Annotated in this window: 15 protein-coding genes; 8 read left to right on the forward strand and 7 right to left on the reverse strand. The window is 68.6% G+C overall.

Annotation, left to right across the window (positions count from 1 at the left end):
* Positions 1–289: 289 nt before the first annotated feature.
* Both fdxA and GGD88_RS02880 read right to left on the reverse strand, forming a co-directional pair.
* A complete protein-coding gene (fdxA, locus tag GGD88_RS02875) occupies positions 290–628 on the reverse strand; it encodes a ferredoxin FdxA (protein WP_184431507.1) in 339 nt (112 codons plus the stop codon).
* A 120-nt stretch (positions 629–748) separates the two neighbouring features.
* On the reverse strand, positions 749–1,207 hold the full coding sequence (locus tag GGD88_RS02880) for a tellurite resistance TerB family protein (RefSeq protein WP_184431509.1): 459 nt from the start codon (positions 1,205–1,207) through the stop codon (positions 749–751).
* A 176-nt stretch (positions 1,208–1,383) separates the two neighbouring features.
* Between GGD88_RS02880 and GGD88_RS02885 the strand changes: the two genes are divergently transcribed.
* Positions 1,384–2,058, forward strand: a complete 675-nt coding sequence (locus GGD88_RS02885; RefSeq protein WP_343056224.1) for a DUF938 domain-containing protein — start codon at positions 1,384–1,386, stop codon at positions 2,056–2,058.
* A 131-nt stretch (positions 2,059–2,189) separates the two neighbouring features.
* On the opposite strand, the gene GGD88_RS02890 is transcribed toward GGD88_RS02885, so the two are convergent.
* The 3 genes from GGD88_RS02890 to GGD88_RS02900 form a co-directional block, all read right to left on the reverse strand.
* Positions 2,190–2,579, reverse strand: coding sequence for an RNA-binding S4 domain-containing protein (locus GGD88_RS02890; RefSeq protein WP_184431512.1), 390 nt, complete (start codon positions 2,577–2,579; stop codon positions 2,190–2,192).
* The gene (locus tag GGD88_RS02895; protein ID WP_184431514.1) at positions 2,579–5,146 is read right to left on the reverse strand and encodes a helicase-related protein; all 2,568 of its coding nucleotides are present in this window, start codon (positions 5,144–5,146) and stop codon (positions 2,579–2,581) included. Before GGD88_RS02895 ends, GGD88_RS02890 begins: the two co-directional genes overlap by 1 nt.
* Before the next feature lie 134 nt (positions 5,147–5,280).
* A complete protein-coding gene (locus tag GGD88_RS02900) occupies positions 5,281–5,622 on the reverse strand; it encodes an HPF/RaiA family ribosome-associated protein (protein ID WP_184431516.1) in 342 nt (113 codons plus the stop codon).
* Positions 5,623–5,977: 355 nt separating this feature from the next.
* Between GGD88_RS02900 and htpG the strand changes: the two genes are divergently transcribed.
* The gene (htpG, locus tag GGD88_RS02905; RefSeq protein WP_184431518.1) at positions 5,978–7,882 is read left to right on the forward strand and encodes a molecular chaperone HtpG; all 1,905 of its coding nucleotides are present in this window, start codon (positions 5,978–5,980) and stop codon (positions 7,880–7,882) included.
* Positions 7,883–8,105: 223 nt separating this feature from the next.
* On the opposite strand, the gene GGD88_RS02910 is transcribed toward htpG, so the two are convergent.
* Positions 8,106–8,507: a hypothetical protein gene (locus GGD88_RS02910; protein ID WP_184431520.1), complete on the reverse strand. Its 402-nt coding sequence runs from the start codon at positions 8,505–8,507 to the stop codon at positions 8,106–8,108.
* A gap of 567 nt (positions 8,508–9,074) precedes the next feature.
* On the opposite strand from GGD88_RS02910, the gene GGD88_RS02915 reads away from it, so the two are divergent.
* On the forward strand, positions 9,075–10,031 hold the full coding sequence (locus GGD88_RS02915; protein ID WP_184431522.1) for a DMT family transporter: 957 nt from the start codon (positions 9,075–9,077) through the stop codon (positions 10,029–10,031).
* 42 nt (positions 10,032–10,073) lie between these two features.
* Here the strand turns inward: GGD88_RS02915 and acnA are convergent, their stop codons facing one another.
* Positions 10,074–12,752 (reverse strand): aconitate hydratase AcnA, encoded by a 2,679-nt coding sequence (gene acnA, locus GGD88_RS02920; RefSeq protein ID WP_184431524.1) that lies wholly within the window; start codon positions 12,750–12,752, stop codon positions 10,074–10,076.
* Positions 12,753–13,205: 453 nt separating this feature from the next.
* On the opposite strand from acnA, the gene GGD88_RS02925 reads away from it, so the two are divergent.
* The 5 genes from GGD88_RS02925 to GGD88_RS02945 all read left to right on the forward strand — a co-directional run bounded on the left by GGD88_RS02925 (position 13,206) and on the right by GGD88_RS02945 (position 19,549).
* A complete protein-coding gene (locus tag GGD88_RS02925) occupies positions 13,206–14,018 on the forward strand; it encodes an ABC transporter ATP-binding protein (protein WP_184431526.1) in 813 nt (270 codons plus the stop codon).
* Entirely contained in the window at positions 14,018–15,979 is a 1,962-nt protein-coding gene (locus GGD88_RS02930) for a long-chain fatty acid--CoA ligase (protein ID WP_184431528.1), read from the forward strand. The genes GGD88_RS02925 and GGD88_RS02930 overlap by 1 nt, the downstream gene beginning before the upstream one ends.
* Positions 15,980–16,111: 132 nt before the next feature.
* Positions 16,112–16,999, forward strand: a complete 888-nt coding sequence (locus GGD88_RS02935; protein ID WP_184431530.1) for a branched-chain amino acid ABC transporter permease — start codon at positions 16,112–16,114, stop codon at positions 16,997–16,999.
* Positions 17,000–17,077: 78 nt separating this feature from the next.
* On the forward strand, positions 17,078–18,211 hold the full coding sequence (locus GGD88_RS02940) for a branched-chain amino acid ABC transporter permease (protein WP_184431532.1): 1,134 nt from the start codon (positions 17,078–17,080) through the stop codon (positions 18,209–18,211).
* 96 nt (positions 18,212–18,307) lie between these two features.
* A complete protein-coding gene (locus GGD88_RS02945) occupies positions 18,308–19,549 on the forward strand; it encodes an ABC transporter substrate-binding protein (RefSeq protein ID WP_184431534.1) in 1,242 nt (413 codons plus the stop codon).
* Positions 19,550–19,638: the final 89 nt, after the last annotated feature.

Here is a 19,638-nt window from a genome sequence, read left to right on the forward strand (position 1 = left end):
CCGATCCTGTGCCTCGCACCCGGCCGGCCCGGAAAACCGGGCACACGGCCGGTGCCTGCGCCTTGTCGAGGATGCGCCCGTGGCCACGCGATCATGCGGTTCCGACGATCGTTCTCCATACCACAAATCTTCAACAAATCACAGGTCCGGCTTCACCGGCCACCGCGCCGGCCGCGGCCCCGGGTCCACGCACCGCCAGGGCTGGCATGCAAACGCCGCCCCGGCCGGGCGGCCGGAGCGGCGTGTCGCGGGAGCCGTTGCTGCGTCGCCGGACGGACGCCAAGCCCGATCAGGTGGTCCCGGTGCCCGGCTTATCGCTCATGAAATCCTTCTTGCCCGGCTTGTCCTTCCAGTCGTCGGCATCCGGCAGCGGATCGCCTTTGCGGGTGATGTTGGGCCACTGCTCCGAGAACTCGCGGTTGATCTCGATCCACGCCGCGGCGCGATCGTCGGAGTCCGGCACGATGGCCTCGGCCGGACACTCCGGCTCGCAGACGCCGCAGTCGATGCACTCGTCCGGATTGATGACGAGGAAATTCTCGCCTTCGTAGAAGCAGTCCACGGGACACACTTCGACACAATCCTGGTATTTGCACTTAATGCAGTTCTCAGTGACGACATAGGTCATGGATTATCAACTCCACTCACGCACCGCGGCCCCGCTTCTCCGGCCACCGGACCGCCCGCTACACTGCCGGGCCACACGCGGCGGCCTGGGATTCGCCCCGACGGCACACGACCCGCGCGATCAGGACAGGCCACGACGCTCCATGACACGTTTGCGCGCGGCCCCGCTGTCCTTGTCGTCCACATAAAGTAGGCCGCTCAGGCGTCGCATCAAGTTTGACTCGTAGTCGTGAACCACGCCGTCTGCGTACACGACATCCCAGAGCATTTCGAGCAACTCGACCCGCTGGTCGTAGGTGAAGGCATCCTTGAGGATGCGCGAGGGACCGTAGAGTTCGATCCGGTCCGGCTGCGCCGCCGCCGCATCGCGCATCAGCAGCTCGGCGTCGGACGGCGACAGCGCAAACCGCGTCTCCAGCAGCTCGCGGATGCGGTGGCGTTCGGCCTCGTCGACCGCACCGTCCATCAGGGCAGCCTCGGTCAACAGCAGGGCCGCGGCGAACTGGATCTCGTCGCGGGGATGCGCGCCCTCGGTGATCGCGCCGTCACCGAACAGGATCTTGCGGAGTGAGTCCAACATGTGTCGTGGGATCGCCCGTCTCTGGGGTTGTCATGGGCTGAACGGGGCGACACTTAACCATCCATGGCCGGCCCCCGCAAGCCCGTTCGTGCACCCGCGAAGGCCCGCCAGCGCCCCACGCCCTCAACAACAGGCCCGCGCCGATGGCATCTCCCACCCCCAGGCCGCCTCAGAGCGTGCATCAGACCGACGATCCCGCCGCCGCAGCCCCGGTGGTCGCGCCGGGCGGCCCGGGCGACCGACTGCACGCCCCGGCCACGGCGCGCAACCGCGACGCCATTCGGGCGGTGTTGACCCGCGTCCTGCCAGCGGAGGGCACCCTGCTGGAAGTCGCCTGCGGCTCGGGCGAGCACGCCGCCCACCTGGCGCCCGCCCTGCCCGGCTGGCGCTGGCGCCCGACCGAGGCCGATCCCGTCAGCGCGCGCGGCGCCGCCACCCTGCTGGCCGACACCGGCCCGGACACCGTCGAGCCGGTGCGCCTGTTCGACGTCCGCACCCGACCGTGGCCGGACCCGATCACGCGCGGCGTGACCGCCATCCTGGCCATCAATCTGATCCACATCGCGCCGTGGGCGGTCGCGGAGGCGCTGCTGGCCGGGGCCGGCCACACTCTGCCGCCGGGCGGCCTGCTCTATCTTTATGGGGCCTTCATGGTCGACGGCCGCCACACCGCGCCGAGCAATGACGCGTTCGACCGCAGCCTGCGGGCGCAGGAGTCGTCATGGGGCGTGCGCGACCTGACCGACGTCGTGGCGGCGGCCCGGCGCCACGGCCTCACGCTGAGCGAGACGGTGTCAATGCCGGCGAACAATCTGTCCGTGGTGTTCACCCGCACCGACGGGAGCGCCTAGAGCGGAACGCCCGAATACGGACTCGCATGGTGATTTCGAATTCAGGCGTTCCGCTCTGAAACCAACAGATCGCGCCGAGTCACGCTCGAAATCGGCCCCACCCCGGTGGTTCCGATTTCGAGCGATCGGCGCTAACCCTCGTCACCGCTCCGGCCGCGCAGCCGGTCCATCGCGCGCCGATCGCGCTTGGTCGGCCGGCCGCTGCCCGCGGCGCGCAGCAGGGTCGGGGCCATCACCGGATCGTGCAGCCGCTCCGGCGGCGCCGTCTCCTCGTACAGCGCCTGCGCCTCCGGCGCGGGGCCACGCCGCGTGCCCAGGGCCACCACGCGCACCCGCCGCCGGTACGGCCCCAGGATCAGCTCCAGGTCGTCGCCCGGGCGCACGGCGACGCTGGCCTTGGCGACCGGGGTTCCGTTCAGCCGGACGTGACCGCCGGTACACAGCGCCTGGGCCAGCCCCCGCGTCTTGCGGAAGCGGGCATGCCACAGCCACTTGTCGAGCCGCAGGGTCTCGTCCGCCATCACGCCCGGGCCTTTTCCGCCAGCACCGCGAACGGCGAGTCCGCCGCCCGCGCCTGCCCGGCCGCCACCCGGCGCCGGCGCTCCGCCGCCGTCTCCGGCCGGCCCTTGGGACGGGCCTTGCGCCCGCCGCGGTCGGCGCGCAGGCGCACCGCCCCGGCGTCATCCCGCCAGGTGCGGAAGCCGAGAGCGCGGCACAGGCCCTCCGCCTCCTCCACCGAGACCCCCAGCATCGGCGGCAGCGCCGCGGGCAGCGCGGCCGCCTCCGCACCGCGGCCGGCCTCGCGCACCGCCTGACGCAGGCCGGCAGCGAAGCGTTCCAACATGTCCGCGCGCACCACGCGGCCCGCCAGCAGGCGATAGCCCAGAACCCGATAGTATACCTCGGCCACCGCCGGATCCGCCGGCGCGGCCGCCGCCTCGACCCGAAACGACACCCGCCCAGCGGGCGCCGCCGGCGGCGGCAGCGCCCCCACGCTGGCCGCCCACAGCAGCGCCCGCAGCCGCTGCGACGACGGCTTCAGCAGGGGCGGCATGAACACGCTCTCGACCCCGAGCCGGATGTGTAGGCGCGCCAGCGCCTTGCGGTCGGCCCGGGTCAGCGTCCCGAGTTGGTCCGCCACCGCGGCGCGCGGCACCGTGCCCAGCGCCTCGGTGACCTGGTAGGCGATGCCCCGCGCGGCCCCCGACAGGGCCTCGGCCCGGTGCGTCGCCAGCAGCGGCGCCAGTTCGCGCCTCACCAGCCGCTCCAGCCAGGCCGCCAGGCGGCCCCGCACCCGCTGCGCCCGCTCGCCCGCCAGCAGGTCGTTGGCCGGCAGCTCGACGGCCGGCCGCAACGGTGCCGGCCCGCGTCCGAGCCGGGCGACGGCCACGCCCTGCCAGTGGATGGCGCCGTCGTCGGCCAGCGCGAAGGCGGCGTCGTCGGCGGTCTCCAGAGCGACGATGCGGCGCCCGATCTCGCCGTGCAGGGCCTTCAGCGCCGCGTTCAGCACCGCGCGGTCGCCACGCCCACCGCCCCCTCGCTCGGGCGTGAACGTGAACCCCTCCAGGCGACCGACGAACTGGTCCTCGACCCGCACCCCGCCGGTCCGGTCCACCACCGCGGTCAGCGCCTCGCGATCGTGCAGTTTGCGCATCAGCACGGCGGTGCGGCGGTCGACGAAGCGCTGCGTCAGGCGCTCGTGCATGGCGTCCGACAGGCGGTCCTCGATCGCCCGGGTGCGCGCCCGCCAGTGCTCGGCATCCGACAGCCAGTCGTTCTGATGCGCCACGTAGGTCCAGACACGGATGCTGGCGATGCGGTCGGTGAGGGTGTGGATGTCGCCGTCCACGCTGTCCAGGCGCTTGACGTGCCCGGCGATCCAGTCCGGCGGCAGGCGGCCGGCGCGGCTGGTCAGGTGGCGGTAGATCTGCCCTTGCAGACGGATGTGGGACTGCTCGTGGATCTTGCGGAAATCGGGCACCCGGCAGACGTCCCACAGCAGCGCCACGGCCTCACGCCCGCGCGCCAGGGCGCGGATGTCGTCCTCGCGCGTCAACGCCTCCAGCGCCGTCTGGTCGGGCGCGTCACGGGTGCGGCGCAAGACGTCGAGGCCGGCCGGAGCGTTCAGGCTGTTGTGAAGCGCGGCGACGGAGGAGAAGTCGAGCGCGCCGTTGCGCCACTGGATCGTGCGCACGGTCTGGAACTGGTGGCCTTCGACCCGGTCCACCAACTCGGTCGGCAGCGGCCCGACGTCGGCGGTGGTGCCGAAGGTGCCGTCGGTCATGTAGCGCCCGGCGCGGCCGGCGATCTGCGCCACCTCGCTGCTGCGCAAGGCGCGCTGGCGGGTGCCGTCGAACTTCTCCATCGCGGCGAAGGCCACATGGTCCACGTCCATGTTCAGGCCCATGCCGATGGCGTCGGTGGCGACCAGATAGTCCACCTCGCCGCCCTGATACAGCGCCACCTGGGCGTTGCGGGTGCGCGGGCTCAGCGCCCCCATCACCACCGCCGCGCCGCCCCGCTGGCGGCGCACCAGTTCGGCGATGGCGTACACGTCGCCGGCCGAGAACGCCACGATGGCGCTGCGCCGCGGCAGCCGCGTCAGCTTGCGCGGTCCGGTATAGGTCAGGCGCGAGAAGCGCGGCCGGGTCTCGAACAGGCAGTCCGGCAGCAACCGGCGCAACAGCGGCTCCATGGTCGCCGCGCCCAGGAACAGGGTCTCCTCGCGCCCACGGGCGTGCAGCAGGCGGTCGGTGAAGACATGACCGCGCTCCGGATCGGCGCAGAGCTGAATCTCGTCGATGGCGAGGAAGTCGACCGGCCGGCCGACCGGCATGCTTTCGACCGTGCAGATGAAGTAGCTCGCACCGGGCGGCAGGATCTTTTCCTCGCCCGTGATGAGCGCCACCTTGGCGGCGCCCTTGGCGCGCGCCACCCGCTCGTAGTTCTCCCGCGCCAACAGCCGCAGCGGGAATCCCATCATTCCAGACGGGTAGCCGAGCATGCGCTCGACCGCCAGATAGGTCTTGCCGGTGTTGGTCGGGCCGAGCACGGCCCAGACCCGCGAGCGATCGGTCAGGGCGGTCATAACGCTCCCGAGGATGGGACGGCCGCCCAGGCTTGGCAAGCCTGGGCTTGGCAAGACAGGGCTTGGAGAGGCCGCGCGGTGGGCCGACCCGGCGCCGGTCGACGACCGTCCCCCTCGAGACGCGTGGTCGGCCGTCAGCCGACCTTGCTGCGCTCGGCGTAATCCTTCACGCGTCGCTCCATGCTCGAGAAGCTGTCGCGCAGTGCCACGCCAATGTCTTCATGCGCCTTCGGGTCCTTGGGGCTCCGCCGCACCACCAGCTCGTCGCCGGGCACCTTGCAGGTGATGGTGATGTGATACGGCTCACCCTTTCGGTGGAGCGGCGAATCGTTCTTGTGATGCACCTCGATCACCACCCGGCAGCTGGTGATGCGATCGCAGAACTGCTCCAGCTTGTCGACCTTCTCCCGCACGCGCGTCTCGACGGCGTCGGAGTGGTCCAGGCCGTGGAATGCGATCTGCAGAGGAATTGGCATCGAAATCTCCCACTCACCGTTTCGGCGTGTCTCGCCGGAGGGGACGGTCTGCGTCCGCCCTCCGGAGACGCCGCCCGCGCGCGTTTCCACGCCCGGCGTGTTCGGCGTCCGGATCCGATGATGACCGATTTTGGACAGTCAGCATACCCGTGTTCCGCCCGCGAACCGTGCGCCAGCGACACCGCCCGGGGGATCACCCCCATCGGACCCGACGACGGGGTTGCGTGGCCGGCGCCCCCGGCACATATGAACGCGCCGAAGCGGCGCTGGCCCGGCGGGGACGGGTTGGGCCGCGACCGGGGGGCGCTCGCCTTCGGTCATCGACGGAACACCGAGAGACAGGGGTCACCCCTCCATGACGATCGAGAAGACGGAAGAACGGCTGTCCTTCCAGGCCGAAGTGACCAAGCTGCTGGATATCGTCGTCCACTCGCTCTATTCGGATCGCCAGATCTTCCTGCGCGAGTTGATCTCCAACGCCTCCGACGCCTGCGACAAGCTGCGCTACGAAGCCCTGACCAACCCCGGCCTGCGTGAGGACGCCGGGGCGTTCCGCATCACGCTTCGTGTCGATGCCGAGGCCCGCACCATCGAGGTTGCGGACAACGGCATCGGCATGAACCGCGACGAGTTGATCGACAACCTCGGCACCATCGCGCGCTCGGGCACCGAGGCGTTCATGCAGCAGCTCGCCGCCAGCGACCGCAAGGGCGACGCCAGCCTGATCGGGCAGTTCGGCGTCGGCTTTTACTCGTCGTTCATGGTGGCCGAGCGGGTGGAGGTGTTCAGCCGCCGCGCCGGCGAGCCCCAGGGCTGGCACTGGGCCAGCGACGGCGGCGGCGCCTTCACGATTGGCGAGGCCGAGGTCGCCCAGCCGGGCACGCGCATCGTCCTGCACCTGCGTGAGGACGCCAAGGAGTTCCTGGAGACCTGGCGCCTGACGTCCACCGTCAAGACCTATTCCGACCACATCGCCATTCCGGTCGTCCTGCTCGGCACCGACGACGAGGGTCAGCCCACGGAGGAGACCCTGAATGCGGCCTCGGCGCTGTGGACGCGGCCGCGGTCGGAGATCACCGACGAGCAGTACAAGGAGTTCTACCACCACGTCGCGCACGCCTTCGACGACCCCTGGCATACCCTGCACTTCAAGGCCGAAGGCGCGATCGAGTACACCGGCCTGCTGTTCATCCCGTCGCAGAAGCCGTTCGATCTGTTCCAGCCGGAGCGCAAGACCCACGTCAAGCTGTACGTCAACCGGGTCTTCATCACGGACGACGCCCCCGACGTCCTGCCCTCCTACCTGCGCTTCGTACGCGGCATCGTGGATTCCAGCGATCTGCCGCTGAACGTCAGCCGCGAGATGCTTCAGCACAACCCGGTGCTGCGCAAGATCCAGGGCGGCCTGGTCAAGCGGCTGCTGGGCGACCTGAAAAAGCGTGCCGAGGCCGCCGACGATTACGCCACCTTCTGGGAGGCCTTCGGCCCGGTGCTCAAGGAGGGCATCTACGAGGACTTCGAGCGGCGCAGCGATCTGCTGGAACTGGCCCGCTTCCGCTCCTCGACCACCGAGGGCTGGGTCTCGCTGGCCGACTACGCGGCCCGCATGAAGACGGGGCAGGAGGCCATCTACTATATCACCGGCGACGACCCCGAGGTGCTGAAGCGCTCGCCGCAGCTCGAAGGCTTCCGCGCCAAGGGGGTGGAGGTGCTGCTGCTGACCGATCCGGTGGACGAATTCTGGATCAACGCGGTGCCCAGCTACCAGGACACGCCGCTGAAGTCCGCCGCCGCCGGCGCCACCGGCCTGGAGGCGGTCACCGATGCCGAGGCCGAGACGGAGGCGGCCCCCAAGGACGAGACCGCGCCGGCCGATCAGATCGAGGCCCTGACCACGGCCCTCAAGGCCGCCCTGGGCGATGCGGTCAAGGAGGTGCGCCCCTCCTCGCGTCTCAAGGAAAGCGCCGTCTGCCTGGTCTCCGAGGAAGGCGACATGAGCCTGCATCTGGAACGCATGCTCAAGCAGGCCGGCCAGGACATGGGCCGCAAGAGCACCCGGATCATGGAGGTCAACCCGTCGCATCCGCTCATCAAGGGCATGGCCGCGCGCGCGGCGGCCGGCGGCGGCGACACGGCCGAGCACATGGCCGACCTGGCGCAACTCCTGCTGGATCAGGCGCTGATCGTCGAGGGCGAGGCGCCGAGCGACCCGGTCGCGTTCGCGCGCCGTCTCAGCGCCGTGATGGCCGGGACGGTGTAACCGCCCACCCCACCCGTCCAGCGACCGACGCCAAGAGCCGGGCGCGCGGCCTCCACGGGGCGCGCGTCCGGTCCGGACCCCACGGGTCCAAGTCCTCCGGACCCGACGGGTCCAAGTCCAAGGCCCGCCCTGGCTCCCCCTCACACGGTGGGCGGATCCAGGGCGCTCGTTTCAGGGGACGTTGCCGGTCACCGGGTCACCGGGTCACCGGGTCGCCAGGTCGTCAGGTCGAGGGGTCGTCGCCCGCTCGGTCGGCCGCACCGGCCCTGCCATCGGACTCAGGGCCGGCCTCTTGGCCGAGCAATCGCTCGGCATCATGCAGCAGCGATTGCAGCGAGGCCATGGCGACCCCGTCGCGCCGCATCATGGTGTGGACGATCGGCTCGTTCAGCACGTCCACCAGCGCCGGCTCGGCATTGCCGGCGAAGGTCTCCACGTCATGACGGGCCGTCCCGCGGGCCGGCACGGCCGCATTGGCCGCCGTCGGCCCGTCGCCCGCGGAGCGGGTGACGCCCACGGCCTTGGGCGCGACCGTCGCACCCTGGACCGCCGGGTTCTGGTGGCTCGGGCGGTGCGCAACCGTCCGCTGCATGGCACCCGTCTTCATGGCTCCCGCCTTTGTCATGAACGTGTCTTCCCTGTCGTCCGTCAGGTTCGGTTCTTCATCCCTTGGAAGGACTCCCTTGGAAGGAGTGAACCATCTTTCGAACGAACGTGTTTTCTGCTCGTCTTCGCCAGGTTCGGCGTACGCAGTGTGGGTAGTATGCCTGACTGTCGAAAAAGTGCAAGAATAAGCGGACGAAAGTCCCGGTTAGGATGAGGCCCACGGAGCCTTGCCTCCATGGCGCGCCGCCGCCGCACCAGCATGGGTGACGCATTCCCGGCGGGACCCGCGCCATGAATCCGACCGTTCCGGTTCGTCTTCGACCGCCGGCGCGCTGGTCAAGACCCCGGTCGCACCGATCCGCGTCAGCATCACGGACCGCCCGGATGGTGCCGAAGATGCACAGGATCGCGTCACCTGGTTCGAGGCCATGGACCACACCGCGTGCGCATCGCGCGCATTCGAGTCCCTGCACATCCACCCTGAGCGTTTTGCGGTTGCCCCAGCGCGCTGGCGGGGCTTATGGGAGGAGCCAGCCGGTGCGCCGGCCCCGATCGCCCTCCCCTCCTGTCGCAAGGCCCCCCGCTCATGTCCGCCCGCGCCCCGTCCCCTGCGACCACCGGTCTGCCCGCCACGCACGGTGGCGACAACCCGCTCTCCGGCATCGTCATGATGCTGCTGGCCGTGGCGCTGTTCTCGGTCATGGACACGCTGGCCAAGCTGCTGACAACCGACTTCCCGGCCGCCCAGATCCTGCTGTTCCGGGGCGGCGTGGCGCTGCTCATCCTGGCGCCGCTGGCCTGGCGGCTGGGCGGCGGGCTCGATCTGGTGCATCAGGCCCGACGGGCGCCCGGCAAGCTGCTGCTGGCCGGCCTGCTGGGGTTCGGGGCGCTGGCCAGCTTCCTGATGGCGTGGCGCGAGCTGCCGCTGGTGGAGCTGGGCGCGATCCTGTTCGCCGCGCCCTTGATCGTGACCGCGCTGTCGGTGCCGCTGCTGAAGGAGGCGGTCGGCATTCACCGCTGGAGCGCGGTGGTGGTCGGATTCGCCGGCGTACTGATCGTGCTCCAGCCGGGCGGCGCCGTGTTCGTGCCGGCGGCGCTTTGGGCCATCGTGGGCACGCTGTTCTATGCGCTGTGGCTGATCAGCCTGCGCACGGCCGGCAAGGCGGTCTCGTCCGTGCTGGTGGCGGTCACCAACGCCCTCATCATGACGGTGCTGGCGCTTCCGTTCGCGCTCTGGCAGTGGACGCCGCCCAGCCCGGAGCAGGCCGCCGGACTGGTGGGCATTGGCCTCGTCGGCGGTCTGGCCCAGCTCTGCCTGGTGCGCGCCTTCAGCCTGGCGCCGGCCGCCCTGGTGGCCCCGTTCGACTACAGCTACACGGTCTATGCCGCGGCGCTGGGGTACGCGGTGTTCGGCGACATTCCGGCGTCGTCGACCTGGCTTGGGCTGGTGCTGCTGACGGCCGCCGGGTTGTACATCATCCATCGCGAGCGCCTGAACGCCCGCCGCAGCCGGTCACGGGCGCCCGTGACCGGCGGAGAATAGGCGCGGGCGGCGGCCCAACCGCCGCCCCCTTTCGCCGCGCCGTTACGCTGCCTGGGCCAGCGACCGCAGCACATACTGGAGGATGCCGCCATTGCGGTAGTACTCCAGTTCGTCGACGGTATCGATCCGGCAGGTGGTCACCACGTCCAGGGTCGCGCCGTCGGCCCGGGTGATCGTCACCGTGACGTCCTGGCGCGGCTGGATGTCCGCCACCCCGGTGATGGTGACGGTCTCGGACCCGTCGAGCCCGAGGCTCTGGCGGGTCACCCCCTCCTTGACCTGCAACGGCAGCACGCCCATGCCGACGAGGTTGGAGCGGTGGATGCGCTCGAAGCTCTCGGCGATCACGGCCTTCACGCCCAGCAGCACGGTGCCCTTGGCCGCCCAGTCGCGCGACGAGCCGGTGCCGTACTCCTGCCCGGCGAAGACCACCAGCGGCACACCCTCGCCCTTGTACTGCATGGCGGCGTCGTAGATCGGCATGACCGCGCCGTCCGGCATGTGTTTCGTCACACCGCCTTCGCTGCCCGGCACCATCTCGTTGCGGATGCGGATGTTGGCGAACGTGCCGCGCATCATGACCTCGTGGTTGCCGCGGCGCGAGCCGTAGCTGTTGAAGTCCTTGACCGCGACCTGGTGGTCCTGGAGGTAGTGCCCGGCCGGACTGTCGCCCTTGATGGCACCCGCCGGCGAGATGTGGTCGGTGGTCACGCTGTCGCCGAGGATGGCCAGCGGCCGCGCCGACACGATGTCGGCCGGAGGCTGTGGCGACATGTCCATGCCTTCGAAGTAGGGCGGGTTCTGGACGTAGGTCGACGCCGGCGACCAGGCGTAGGTCTCGCCCTCGGCCACGTCGATGGCGGTCCACTGCGCCGGCCCCTCGAACACGTTGTCGTAGCGGGTCCGGAACATCTCCGGGCGCACGTTGGCCGTCACCGTGTCCGCCACTTCGTGGGCGCTGGGCCACAGGTCCTTGAGGTAGACGGGCTGGCCGTCGCGGTCCTCGCCCAGCGGCTCGGTGAGCAGGTCCTTGGCCATCGTGCCGGCGATGGCATAGGCCACGACCAGCGGCGGCGAGGCCAGGTAGTTGGCCCGCACCTGCGGGCTGATGCGACCCTCGAAGTTGCGGTTGCCGGACAGCACCGCCGAGACCACCAAGCCGTTGTCGTCCACCGCGGCGGCGATCGGCGGGTCCAGCGGCCCGCTGTTGCCGATGCAGGTGGTGCAGCCGTAGCCCGCCACGGTGAACCCGAGCTGCCCCAGCGGCTCCAGCAGGCCGGCCCGCTCCAGGTAGTCGGTCACCACCTGCGAGCCCGGGGCCAGCGAGGTCTTGACCCACGGCTTGCGCACCAAGCCCTTCTCCACCGCCTTCCGCGCCAGCAGACCGGCGGCCATCAGCACGGACGGATTCGACGTGTTGGTGCACGACGTGATCGCGGCGATCACCGTATCGCCGTCCGACAGGCTGTGCTCCGCGCCCTCCACCGGGACGGTGCGCGGGCTGTCCTGACCGGCCATCTCCTTGAGGGCATCGGCGAAGGCGCCGGCGGCGCCGGACAGGGCCACGCGATCCTGCGGCCGGCGCGGCCCGGCCAGCGACGGCTCGACGTCGCCCAGGTCCAGCTCCAGCACATCGGTGTACAGCGGCTCCGGCGTGCTGTCGTCGCGCCACATCCCCTGGGCCTTGGCGTAGGCCTCCACCAGCGCCACCTGGTCCTCGTCACGGCCGGTGTCGCGCAGGTAGCGCAGGGTCTCGGCGTCGATGGGAAAGATGCCGCAGGTGGCGCCGTACTCGGGCGCCATGTTGGCGATGGTGGCGCGGTCGGCCAGCGGCATGTGGCCCAGGCCGGGGCCGAAGTACTCCACGAACTTGCCGACCACCCCGCGCGCGCGCAGCATCTGGGTGACCGTCAGCACCAGGTCGGTGGCCGTCGTGCCCTCCTTCAGCGCGCCGGTGAACTTGAAGCCGATCACCTCGGGAATCAGCATCGAGATGGGCTGGCCGAGCATGGCCGCCTCGGCCTCGATGCCGCCCACGCCCCAGCCCAGCACGCCCAGGCCGTTGACCATGGTGGTGTGGCTGTCGGTGCCGACCAGGGTATCCGGATAGGCTACGGTGCGCCCGCTCTGGTCGGGCGCGGTCCAGACCGTGCGGGCCAGGTATTCCAGATTGACCTGGTGGCAGATGCCGACACCCGGGGGCACGACCCGGAAGTTGTCGAACGCCTGCTGACCCCAGCGCAGGAAGGCGTACCGTTCTCCGTTGCGCTCGAACTCCTTGTCGATATTGCGCGTCAGGGCGTCGGGTGTCGCGTAGTAGTCCACCATGACCGAATGGTCGATCACCAGATCGACGGGCGACAGGGGGTTGATCTTCTTCGGATCCCCGCCCAAGGCCGTCATCGCCTCGCGCATCGCGGCCAGGTCGACCACCGCCGGCACGCCGGTGAAGTCCTGCATCAACACGCGCGCCGGCCGATAGGCGATCTCCCGAGTCGAGCCCCGCGTCTCCAGCCACGCGGCCACGGCCTTGACGTCGTCCACCGTCACGGTGCGGCCGTCCTCGTGCCGCAACAGGTTCTCCAGCAGCACCTTGAGGGAGAACGGCAGCCGCGTCAGATCGCCGAGGCCGGCCTCGGCGATCGCGAAGTAGTCGACCTGACGATCCCCGACCGACAGGGTGCGGCGGGCCTTCAGGGTATCCTGACCGGTGGCTCCCACGGGCGTCCTCCATCCATGACTGTGGTGGTTGCGGGTCCGGGCGCGGCGGCCGAAAGGGCGCGCTTCGGACACGGCGGCCGGGCTGCGGGACCGGACTCGGGGCCTCGGCGCCGTGCGACGACCGGGTCTTCGATGACGGATGGTCGCTTACCGCATTCCCCCGCCCCTGTCCAGTCGAGGGGGGCTCCGGCGCGCCCTCATATGGTGCCCCTCTGTCCGAACACCGCTTTTGCGCTAGTTTCCGTAGCGCCTTCAAATACTTTACGCTGTGCCAGACATGGGCCCGTGTCTCTGGAAATGCAAAGGATTGAGGCGCTTGACCGCAGCGTCGGAAGCGGGGTAACAACGGCCAAAAGCCGGGGGAAGAACAATACCCCGACAAAGCGGTCTCGACCTCAACAAGCGGCCCGGGCAACGGGCACGAGACCCAGGGCCAGGGAGGAAACAGCAGGCATGTCCGAAGAGACGGCCATTCTTGAGGTGCGCGGTGTGTCCCTCCAGTTCGGAGGCGTGCGCGCCTTGTCCGACGTCACCTTCTCGGTGGCGCGCGGTGACCTGTTCGCCATCATCGGCCCCAACGGCGCCGGCAAGACGTCCATGATGAACTGCATCTCGGGTCGCTACACGCCGACCTCGGGACGCGTCGTGTTCAAGGGGCGCGACGTCACGGGCCTGAAGCCGAACCAGCGCGCTGAGCTGGGCATCGGGCGGACCTTCCAGAACTTGGCGCTGTTCGGGCACATGAGCGTGCTCGACAACATCATGGTCGGGCGCCATCACCTGGTGAAGAACAACTTCCTTAATGGCGCGCTGTACTGGCTGGGCGGTGCCCAGAAGGAAGAACTCGACCACCGCCGCGCGGTCGAGGACATCATCGACTTTCTGGAGATCACGCACATCCGCAAGGCGATGGCGGGCACGCTCTCCTACGGTCTGCGCAAGCGTGTCGAGCTGGCGCGCGCCATTGCGCTCAGGCCCGACCTGATCCTCCTGGATGAGCCCATGGCGGGCATGAACCTGGAGGAAAAGGAGGATATGGCCCGCTTCATCATCGACCTCAACGAGGAGTGGGGCATCACCGTCATCATGATCGAGCACGACATGGGGGTCGTCATGGACATCTCCCACCGCGTCGCCGTGCTCGATTTCGGGCAGAAGATCGCCGAGGGCCTGCCCGCCGAGATCATGAGCAACCCGCGCGTCAAGACCGCCTACCTGGGCGAGGACGATGACACGCCGGCGGGCACCGACGAGGAGGTGGCCTGATGGCGCGCAAACGCAACCAGAAGACGACACCGGACTACGCCGACATCGGTCGCTTCGATACGTTTCCGAAGCTGCTGGCCTACAACGCGCGCACCTACCCGACGGAGGTGGTGATGCGCGAGAAGGACTTCGGCATCTGGAACGCGTTCACCTTCGCCGACTATCAGCGCAAGGTCCGACAATACGCTCTCGGCCTGCGCGCGCTCGGGATCCAGCGCGGCGACTGCGTCGGCCTGCTGGGCGCCAACCGGCCGGAATGGGTCTGGGGCGAGGTGGCGGCGCATGCCATCGGGGCCACGTCGCTGGGCATCTACAAGGATGTTCTGGGCGAGGAGGCCGCCTACCTGATCCAGTATGCCGAGATCACGGCCATCATCTGCGAGGATGAAGAGCAGGTCGACAAGCTGCTGGAACTGGGCGACGACATCGCCTCGGTGCGGGTCATTGTCTACTGCGACCCGCGCGGCATGCGGAAGTATGACGATCCGCGCCTGATCTCCGAGGAGGACCTGTGCGCTCGGGGCGACGCGCTCGACCAGGCCGAGCCTGGCCTGTACGAGGCGGAGGTGGAGAAGGGACAGGGTGACGACGTGACCATTCTGTGCACCACGTCGGGCACCACCAGCAAGCCCAAGCTGGCCATGCTCCAGTCGGCGCCCTTCCTGCGCCACTGCCTGGACTACCTGCACGCCGACCCCAAGTGTCCGGGCGACGACTACGTCTCGGTGCTGCCCCTGCCCTGGATCATGGAGCAGGTCTACGTGGTCGGGCAGCAGCTCATCGCCCGCAACGTCGTCAACTTCGTCGAGGACGAGGAGACCACGATGGCCGATCTGCGCGAGATCGGCCCCACCTTCGTCCTGCTGGCGCCGCGCGTGTGGGAGAGCATCGCCGCCGAAATCCGGGCGCGCATGATGGACAGCACTCCGTTCAAGCGCTTCATGTACGACCTGGGCACGAAGATCGGCCTCAAGGCGCTGGAGCAGAAGCGGCGTTCCTGGTTCGCCGACGCCATCCTGTTCCGCGCCCTGCGCGACCGCTACGGCTTCTCGTTCCTGACCTCGGCCGCCACCGGCGGGGCGGCCATGGGACCGGAGACCTTCAAGTTCTTCCATGCCATGGGTGTCCCGCTGAAGCAGATCTACGGCCAGACCGAGCTGTCCGGCGCCTACACCATCCACCGCAGCGACGATATCGACCCGGAGACGGTGGGGATCGCCTTCGATCAGGCCGAAGTGCGCATCGACAGGCCCGACGAGCAGGGCGTGGGCGAGATCGTGGGCCGCAGCCAGGGCATGTTCCTCGGCTACTACCGCAACGAAGACGCCACCAACGCCGACAAGCGCGACGGCTGGATGTACACCGGCGATGCCGGCTACATCGACAAGCGGACCGGCCACCTGGTGGTGATCGACCGGGTCAAGGACCTGGCGAACACATCCACGGGGGTCCGGTTCTCACCGCAGTACATCGAGAACAAGCTGAAGTTCTCGCCCTTTATCGCGGAGGCGGTGATCCTGGGGCGCGACCTCCCCTATCTGGCGGCCATGATCTGCATCCGCTGGTCCATCGTCTCCAAGTGGGCCGAGCAGAAGAACATCGCGTTCACCAACTACACCAACCTGTCGGCCCGCCCGGAGGTCTACGCGCTGCTGCGCGACGAGGTGGAGCGCGTGAACGAGACGCTGCCGGAAGCCCAGCGCATCCGCAAGTTCCTGCTGCTGTACAAGGAACTGGATCCGGACGACGGCGAGCTGACGCGGACCCGCAAGGTGCGCCGCGGCGTCATCGCGGAGCGGTATGCGCGCGAGATCGAGGCCATCTACGCGGACCGCGACGCCATCGACGTCGATACGACCATCACCTTCCAGGACGGCAGCACCGCGCGCATCCAGACCCAGTTGCGGGTGGAGACGCTGTTGCCGCCGGACGATCCGACGACCCGGCAGGCGGCGGAATAGCGGTCGTGCGTCCGCGTCCCGGTCGGTGACCAGCCGAAGCCCGGATCGCGGCGCCGGACCCGCACCAACCAAGCACAACAGGACGGCATCCGCCGCCGACGCGGCGACGCGGGCGCCCTGGGGAGGACCGGGATGGACCTGTTCTTTCAACTCTTGATCAATGGGATCATCGTTGGCACGCTTTACGGCGTCGTCGCGATGTGCTTCGTGTTGATCTACAAGTCGACCCAGGTGGTCAACTTCGCGCAGGGTGAGTTCCTGCTGATCGGTGCGTGGATCTGCTGGTACATTTTGGTGCAGTTCCAAATTCCGTTCGTGTTCGGCTTCCTCTTGACCCTGGCGTTCATGGCAGGGCTCGGCATCTTCATTCAGATGGTGGTGCTGCGGCCGATGATCGGCGAGCCGATCATTTCCGTGATCATGGTGACCATCGGTCTGTCCATCTTCACACGTGCCCTGGCCAACTGGTTGTTCGGGCAGAACGCGGTGGGCTTTCCGGAAGTCTTCTCTATGAAAGCGGTCAATATCGGCGGGCTGTATGTGCAGCCGGCTTACCTGATGAGCTTCGTGATCTCGCTCATCATCATGGCCGGTTTCTTCTATTTCTTCAAATACAGTCGCTACGGCCTCGCCATGCGCGCCACCGCCTTCAATCAACAGGTCGCGCAGTCGCTGGGCATCTCGGTCAAGCATGTGTTCGCCATGGCCTGGGCCATCTCGGCCATGGTCTCGGCCCTGGCCGGGGTGGTCGTGGGCATGGTCAACGGGGTGTCCTCGGCGCTGTCCTTCATTGGCATCAAGGTGTTCCCGGCCGTCATCCTGGGCGGGCTGGACTCCATCGTCGGCGCGGTCGTGGGCGGTCTGATCGTGGGTGTGCTGGAGAACATGGCCGAGTACGTGGACGGCCAGTTCCTGCACTGGGGCAACATGCTGACCATCGCGCCGTTCTGGGTGCTCATTATCATCCTGGTGGTGAAGCCCTACGGCCTGTTCGGCACCAAGGACATCGAACGCGTCTAGGGCGGCGCGTGACCCGGGCGGATCGCGATCCGGGTCCGGGTCACGCACGGGGCACGCGGACGGGGAGAGAGAGAAACCATGGCCACAATGAGCCTGCGCCCCTGTGGCGATTTCCGCACCACCTATCGCCAGGACACGGCGATCTTCGACACCCGCAACAGCCGCTGGGCGATGATCCTGTTCCTCGCGGCGGTGTATGTGCTGGTCCTGATCCCGATCCTGGCGCCCGGCATCGAGGAAACGCCGGTGCTGGGCAGCCTGTTCTGGCCGTTCTACAACGCCCAGTATCTCAGCCTGGCGATCCAGGTCTGCTACTGGGGCATTGCCGCCCTCGGCCTGAACATCCTGGTCGGCTTCACCGGCCAGATCTCGCTCGGCCATGCCGCCTTCTTCGGCATCGGCGCGTTCGCGTCGGCCTACCTGAACAACACCTACGGCATCCCGGTCGTGGTCTCGATCCTGCTGGCGGGCATCGTCACCGCCATCGTGGGCCTGTTCTTCGGCAGCCCGGCGGCGCGCATCAAGGGCCTGTACCTGGCCATCGCCACCCTGGCCGCGCAGTTCATCATCGAGGACCTGTTCATCCGCCTGGAGTGGTTCACCGGCGGCTCGTCGGGGTCCCTGGCGAACCCCATCGCGCTGTTCGGCGTGACCTTCGACACCGATCAGAAGTTCTTCCTGTTCGCCCTCACCCTGACCATCATTCTGTATGTCCTGGCCGCCAACCTGATGCGCACCCGCGACGGCCGCGCCTTCGTGGCGGTGCGCGACCACTACCTCTCGGCCGAGGTGATGGGCATCAACCTGACCAAGTACCGCATCCTGTCGTTCGGCATTTCGGCGTTCTACGCCGGCATCGGCGGGGCGCTGTACGGGCACTATCTCGGCTTCGTGTCCGCCGAGGGCTTCACCATCCTGCTGTCGATCCAGTTCCTCGGCATCATCATCATCGGCGGCCTGGGATCCGTGATGGGCGCCATGCTGGGCACCATCTTCATGGTGCTGCTGCCGGTGGTCATGGCCGGCGGCGTGGACGTCATCGCGGCGACCGAATGGGGCAACACCCCGATGATCACCAACGGTCTGGCCTTCTTCAAGGAGATGGCGATCGGGGCTGCGATCATCCTGTTCCTGATCTTCGAACCGGACGGACTGGCGCATCGGTGGCGCCTGATCAAGGCTTACTGGAAGCTGTATCCGTTCTCATATTAGGGACGACCGGGCGCGGCGTCAGCGCGCCGTCCCGACCCAAAGAAACAAGAACACACAAACCGCATCATGCGACCTGGAACTCGGAGGAAACCCATCATGCGCAAGACGATTTCCCTGGCCTGCGCCACCAGCCTCGCCGCGCTCGCCGCCGCGGGCCCCGCCCAGGCCCAGGAGTCCGTGTTTGTCGGCCACCTCATGGACATCACGGGGGCGACCGGCTTCGTCGGCAAGTTCTACGGCCCGGCCGTGCGCGACGCCGTCACCTACATCAACGCCAACGGCGGCGTCGACGGCACCATGATCGACATGGACAGCGTGGACTACGCCTATGAGATCCCGCGTGCGATCCAGTTCTACAAGAAGTGGACGCAGCAGGACATGGTCGCCATGCAAGGGTGGGGCACCGGCGACACCGAAGCCCTCATCAGCTTCGTCGCCAAGGACGAAATCCCGGTCTGGTCGGCGTCCTACTCCGGCCACCTGACCGACCCGACCGGCAAGAACCCGGACACCAAGAAGCCGGCACCCTACAACTTCTTCTACGGGCCGTCCTACTCCGACGGCTGCCGCGCCCTCGCGCAGTGGGCGATGGAGGACTGGGAGGCCAAGGGCGGCGAGGGCACACCCAAGTTCGTGCACACCGGCGACAACCACCCCTACCCCAATGCGCCCAAGGAGGCCTGCGCGGCCTACGCCGAGGAACTCGGCTTCGAGGTGCTGAACCCGGTGGTGGTCTCGCTCAAGCCGGGCGACTTCAAGGCGCAGTGCCTGACCATCAAGGAGAACGGGGCGAACTACGCCTACATCGGCAACCTCGGTCCGTCGGTGGTTTCGCTGTTCAAGTCCTGCGACACCGTCGGCACCGACGTGCAGTTCATGGCCAATATCTGGGGCGGCGACCACAAGACCATGGAAGCCATCGGCGACACCGACCGCAACCTGATCTTCGTCGCCGCCAATGCCTTCTGGGGCTCCGACGCGCCGGGCATGGAAACCGTGCGCGCCATCTCCGAGATGGCCGACCCCGACGTCGACTTCCGCACGCATCACTACATCCGCGGCATCTGCACCGCCTACTACATGAAGGAGGCGATGGCGTGGGCCAAGGCCAACGGCGGCATCACCGGCCCCAACATCAAGCAGGGCATGTACGCCCGTGAGGACTGGGTGCCCGAAGGCCTGGAGGGCGTGTGCATCCCGTCGACCTGGACGGCGGAAGACCACCGCGGCACGATGACCGTGAACGTCTATCGCGGCACCAACGTCGAGGGCGACATCGGCATCGAGCGCGTCGCCCAGACCACCCTGCCCCGCCGTGACGACTGGCTGGGCTGGTAAGGACCCCTGCCTGCGGGCGTCGCCCCCCGGTCCGGCCGCGCGCCGGCCCGGGGTGTGCGGCGCCCGCCGTCTTCCCCGCTCCCCCCTTC

The organism is Roseospira goensis (assembly GCF_014197795.1).
In the GTDB taxonomy this organism is placed as follows: domain Bacteria; phylum Pseudomonadota; class Alphaproteobacteria; order Rhodospirillales; family Rhodospirillaceae; genus Rhodospira; species Rhodospira goensis.

What these genes read in the sequence shown, in the direction of transcription:
- GGD88_RS02915 (WP_184431522.1), top strand. Translation starts at nt 9,075, where the DNA reads ATGTCCGCCCGCGCCCCGTCCCCTGCGACCACCGGTCTGCCCGCCACG.
- GGD88_RS02945 (WP_184431534.1), top strand. Translation starts at nt 18,308, where the DNA reads ATGCGCAAGACGATTTCCCTGGCCTGCGCCACCAGCCTCGCCGCGCTC.
- GGD88_RS02895 (WP_184431514.1), bottom strand. Translation starts at nt 5,146, where the DNA reads ATGACCGCCCTGACCGATCGCTCGCGGGTCTGGGCCGTGCTCGGCCCG.
- GGD88_RS02900 (WP_184431516.1), bottom strand. Translation starts at nt 5,622, where the DNA reads ATGCCAATTCCTCTGCAGATCGCATTCCACGGCCTGGACCACTCCGAC.
- GGD88_RS02880 (WP_184431509.1), bottom strand. Translation starts at nt 1,207, where the DNA reads ATGTTGGACTCACTCCGCAAGATCCTGTTCGGTGACGGCGCGATCACC.
- fdxA (WP_184431507.1), bottom strand. Translation starts at nt 628, where the DNA reads ATGACCTATGTCGTCACTGAGAACTGCATTAAGTGCAAATACCAGGAT.
- GGD88_RS02930 (WP_184431528.1), top strand. Translation starts at nt 14,018, where the DNA reads ATGGCGCGCAAACGCAACCAGAAGACGACACCGGACTACGCCGACATC.
- GGD88_RS02910 (WP_184431520.1), bottom strand. Translation starts at nt 8,507, where the DNA reads ATGACAAAGGCGGGAGCCATGAAGACGGGTGCCATGCAGCGGACGGTT.
- htpG (WP_184431518.1), top strand. Translation starts at nt 5,978, where the DNA reads ATGACGATCGAGAAGACGGAAGAACGGCTGTCCTTCCAGGCCGAAGTG.
- GGD88_RS02925 (WP_184431526.1), top strand. Translation starts at nt 13,206, where the DNA reads ATGTCCGAAGAGACGGCCATTCTTGAGGTGCGCGGTGTGTCCCTCCAG.
- GGD88_RS02890 (WP_184431512.1), bottom strand. Translation starts at nt 2,579, where the DNA reads ATGGCGGACGAGACCCTGCGGCTCGACAAGTGGCTGTGGCATGCCCGC.
- GGD88_RS02935 (WP_184431530.1), top strand. Translation starts at nt 16,112, where the DNA reads ATGGACCTGTTCTTTCAACTCTTGATCAATGGGATCATCGTTGGCACG.
- GGD88_RS02940 (WP_184431532.1), top strand. Translation starts at nt 17,078, where the DNA reads ATGGCCACAATGAGCCTGCGCCCCTGTGGCGATTTCCGCACCACCTAT.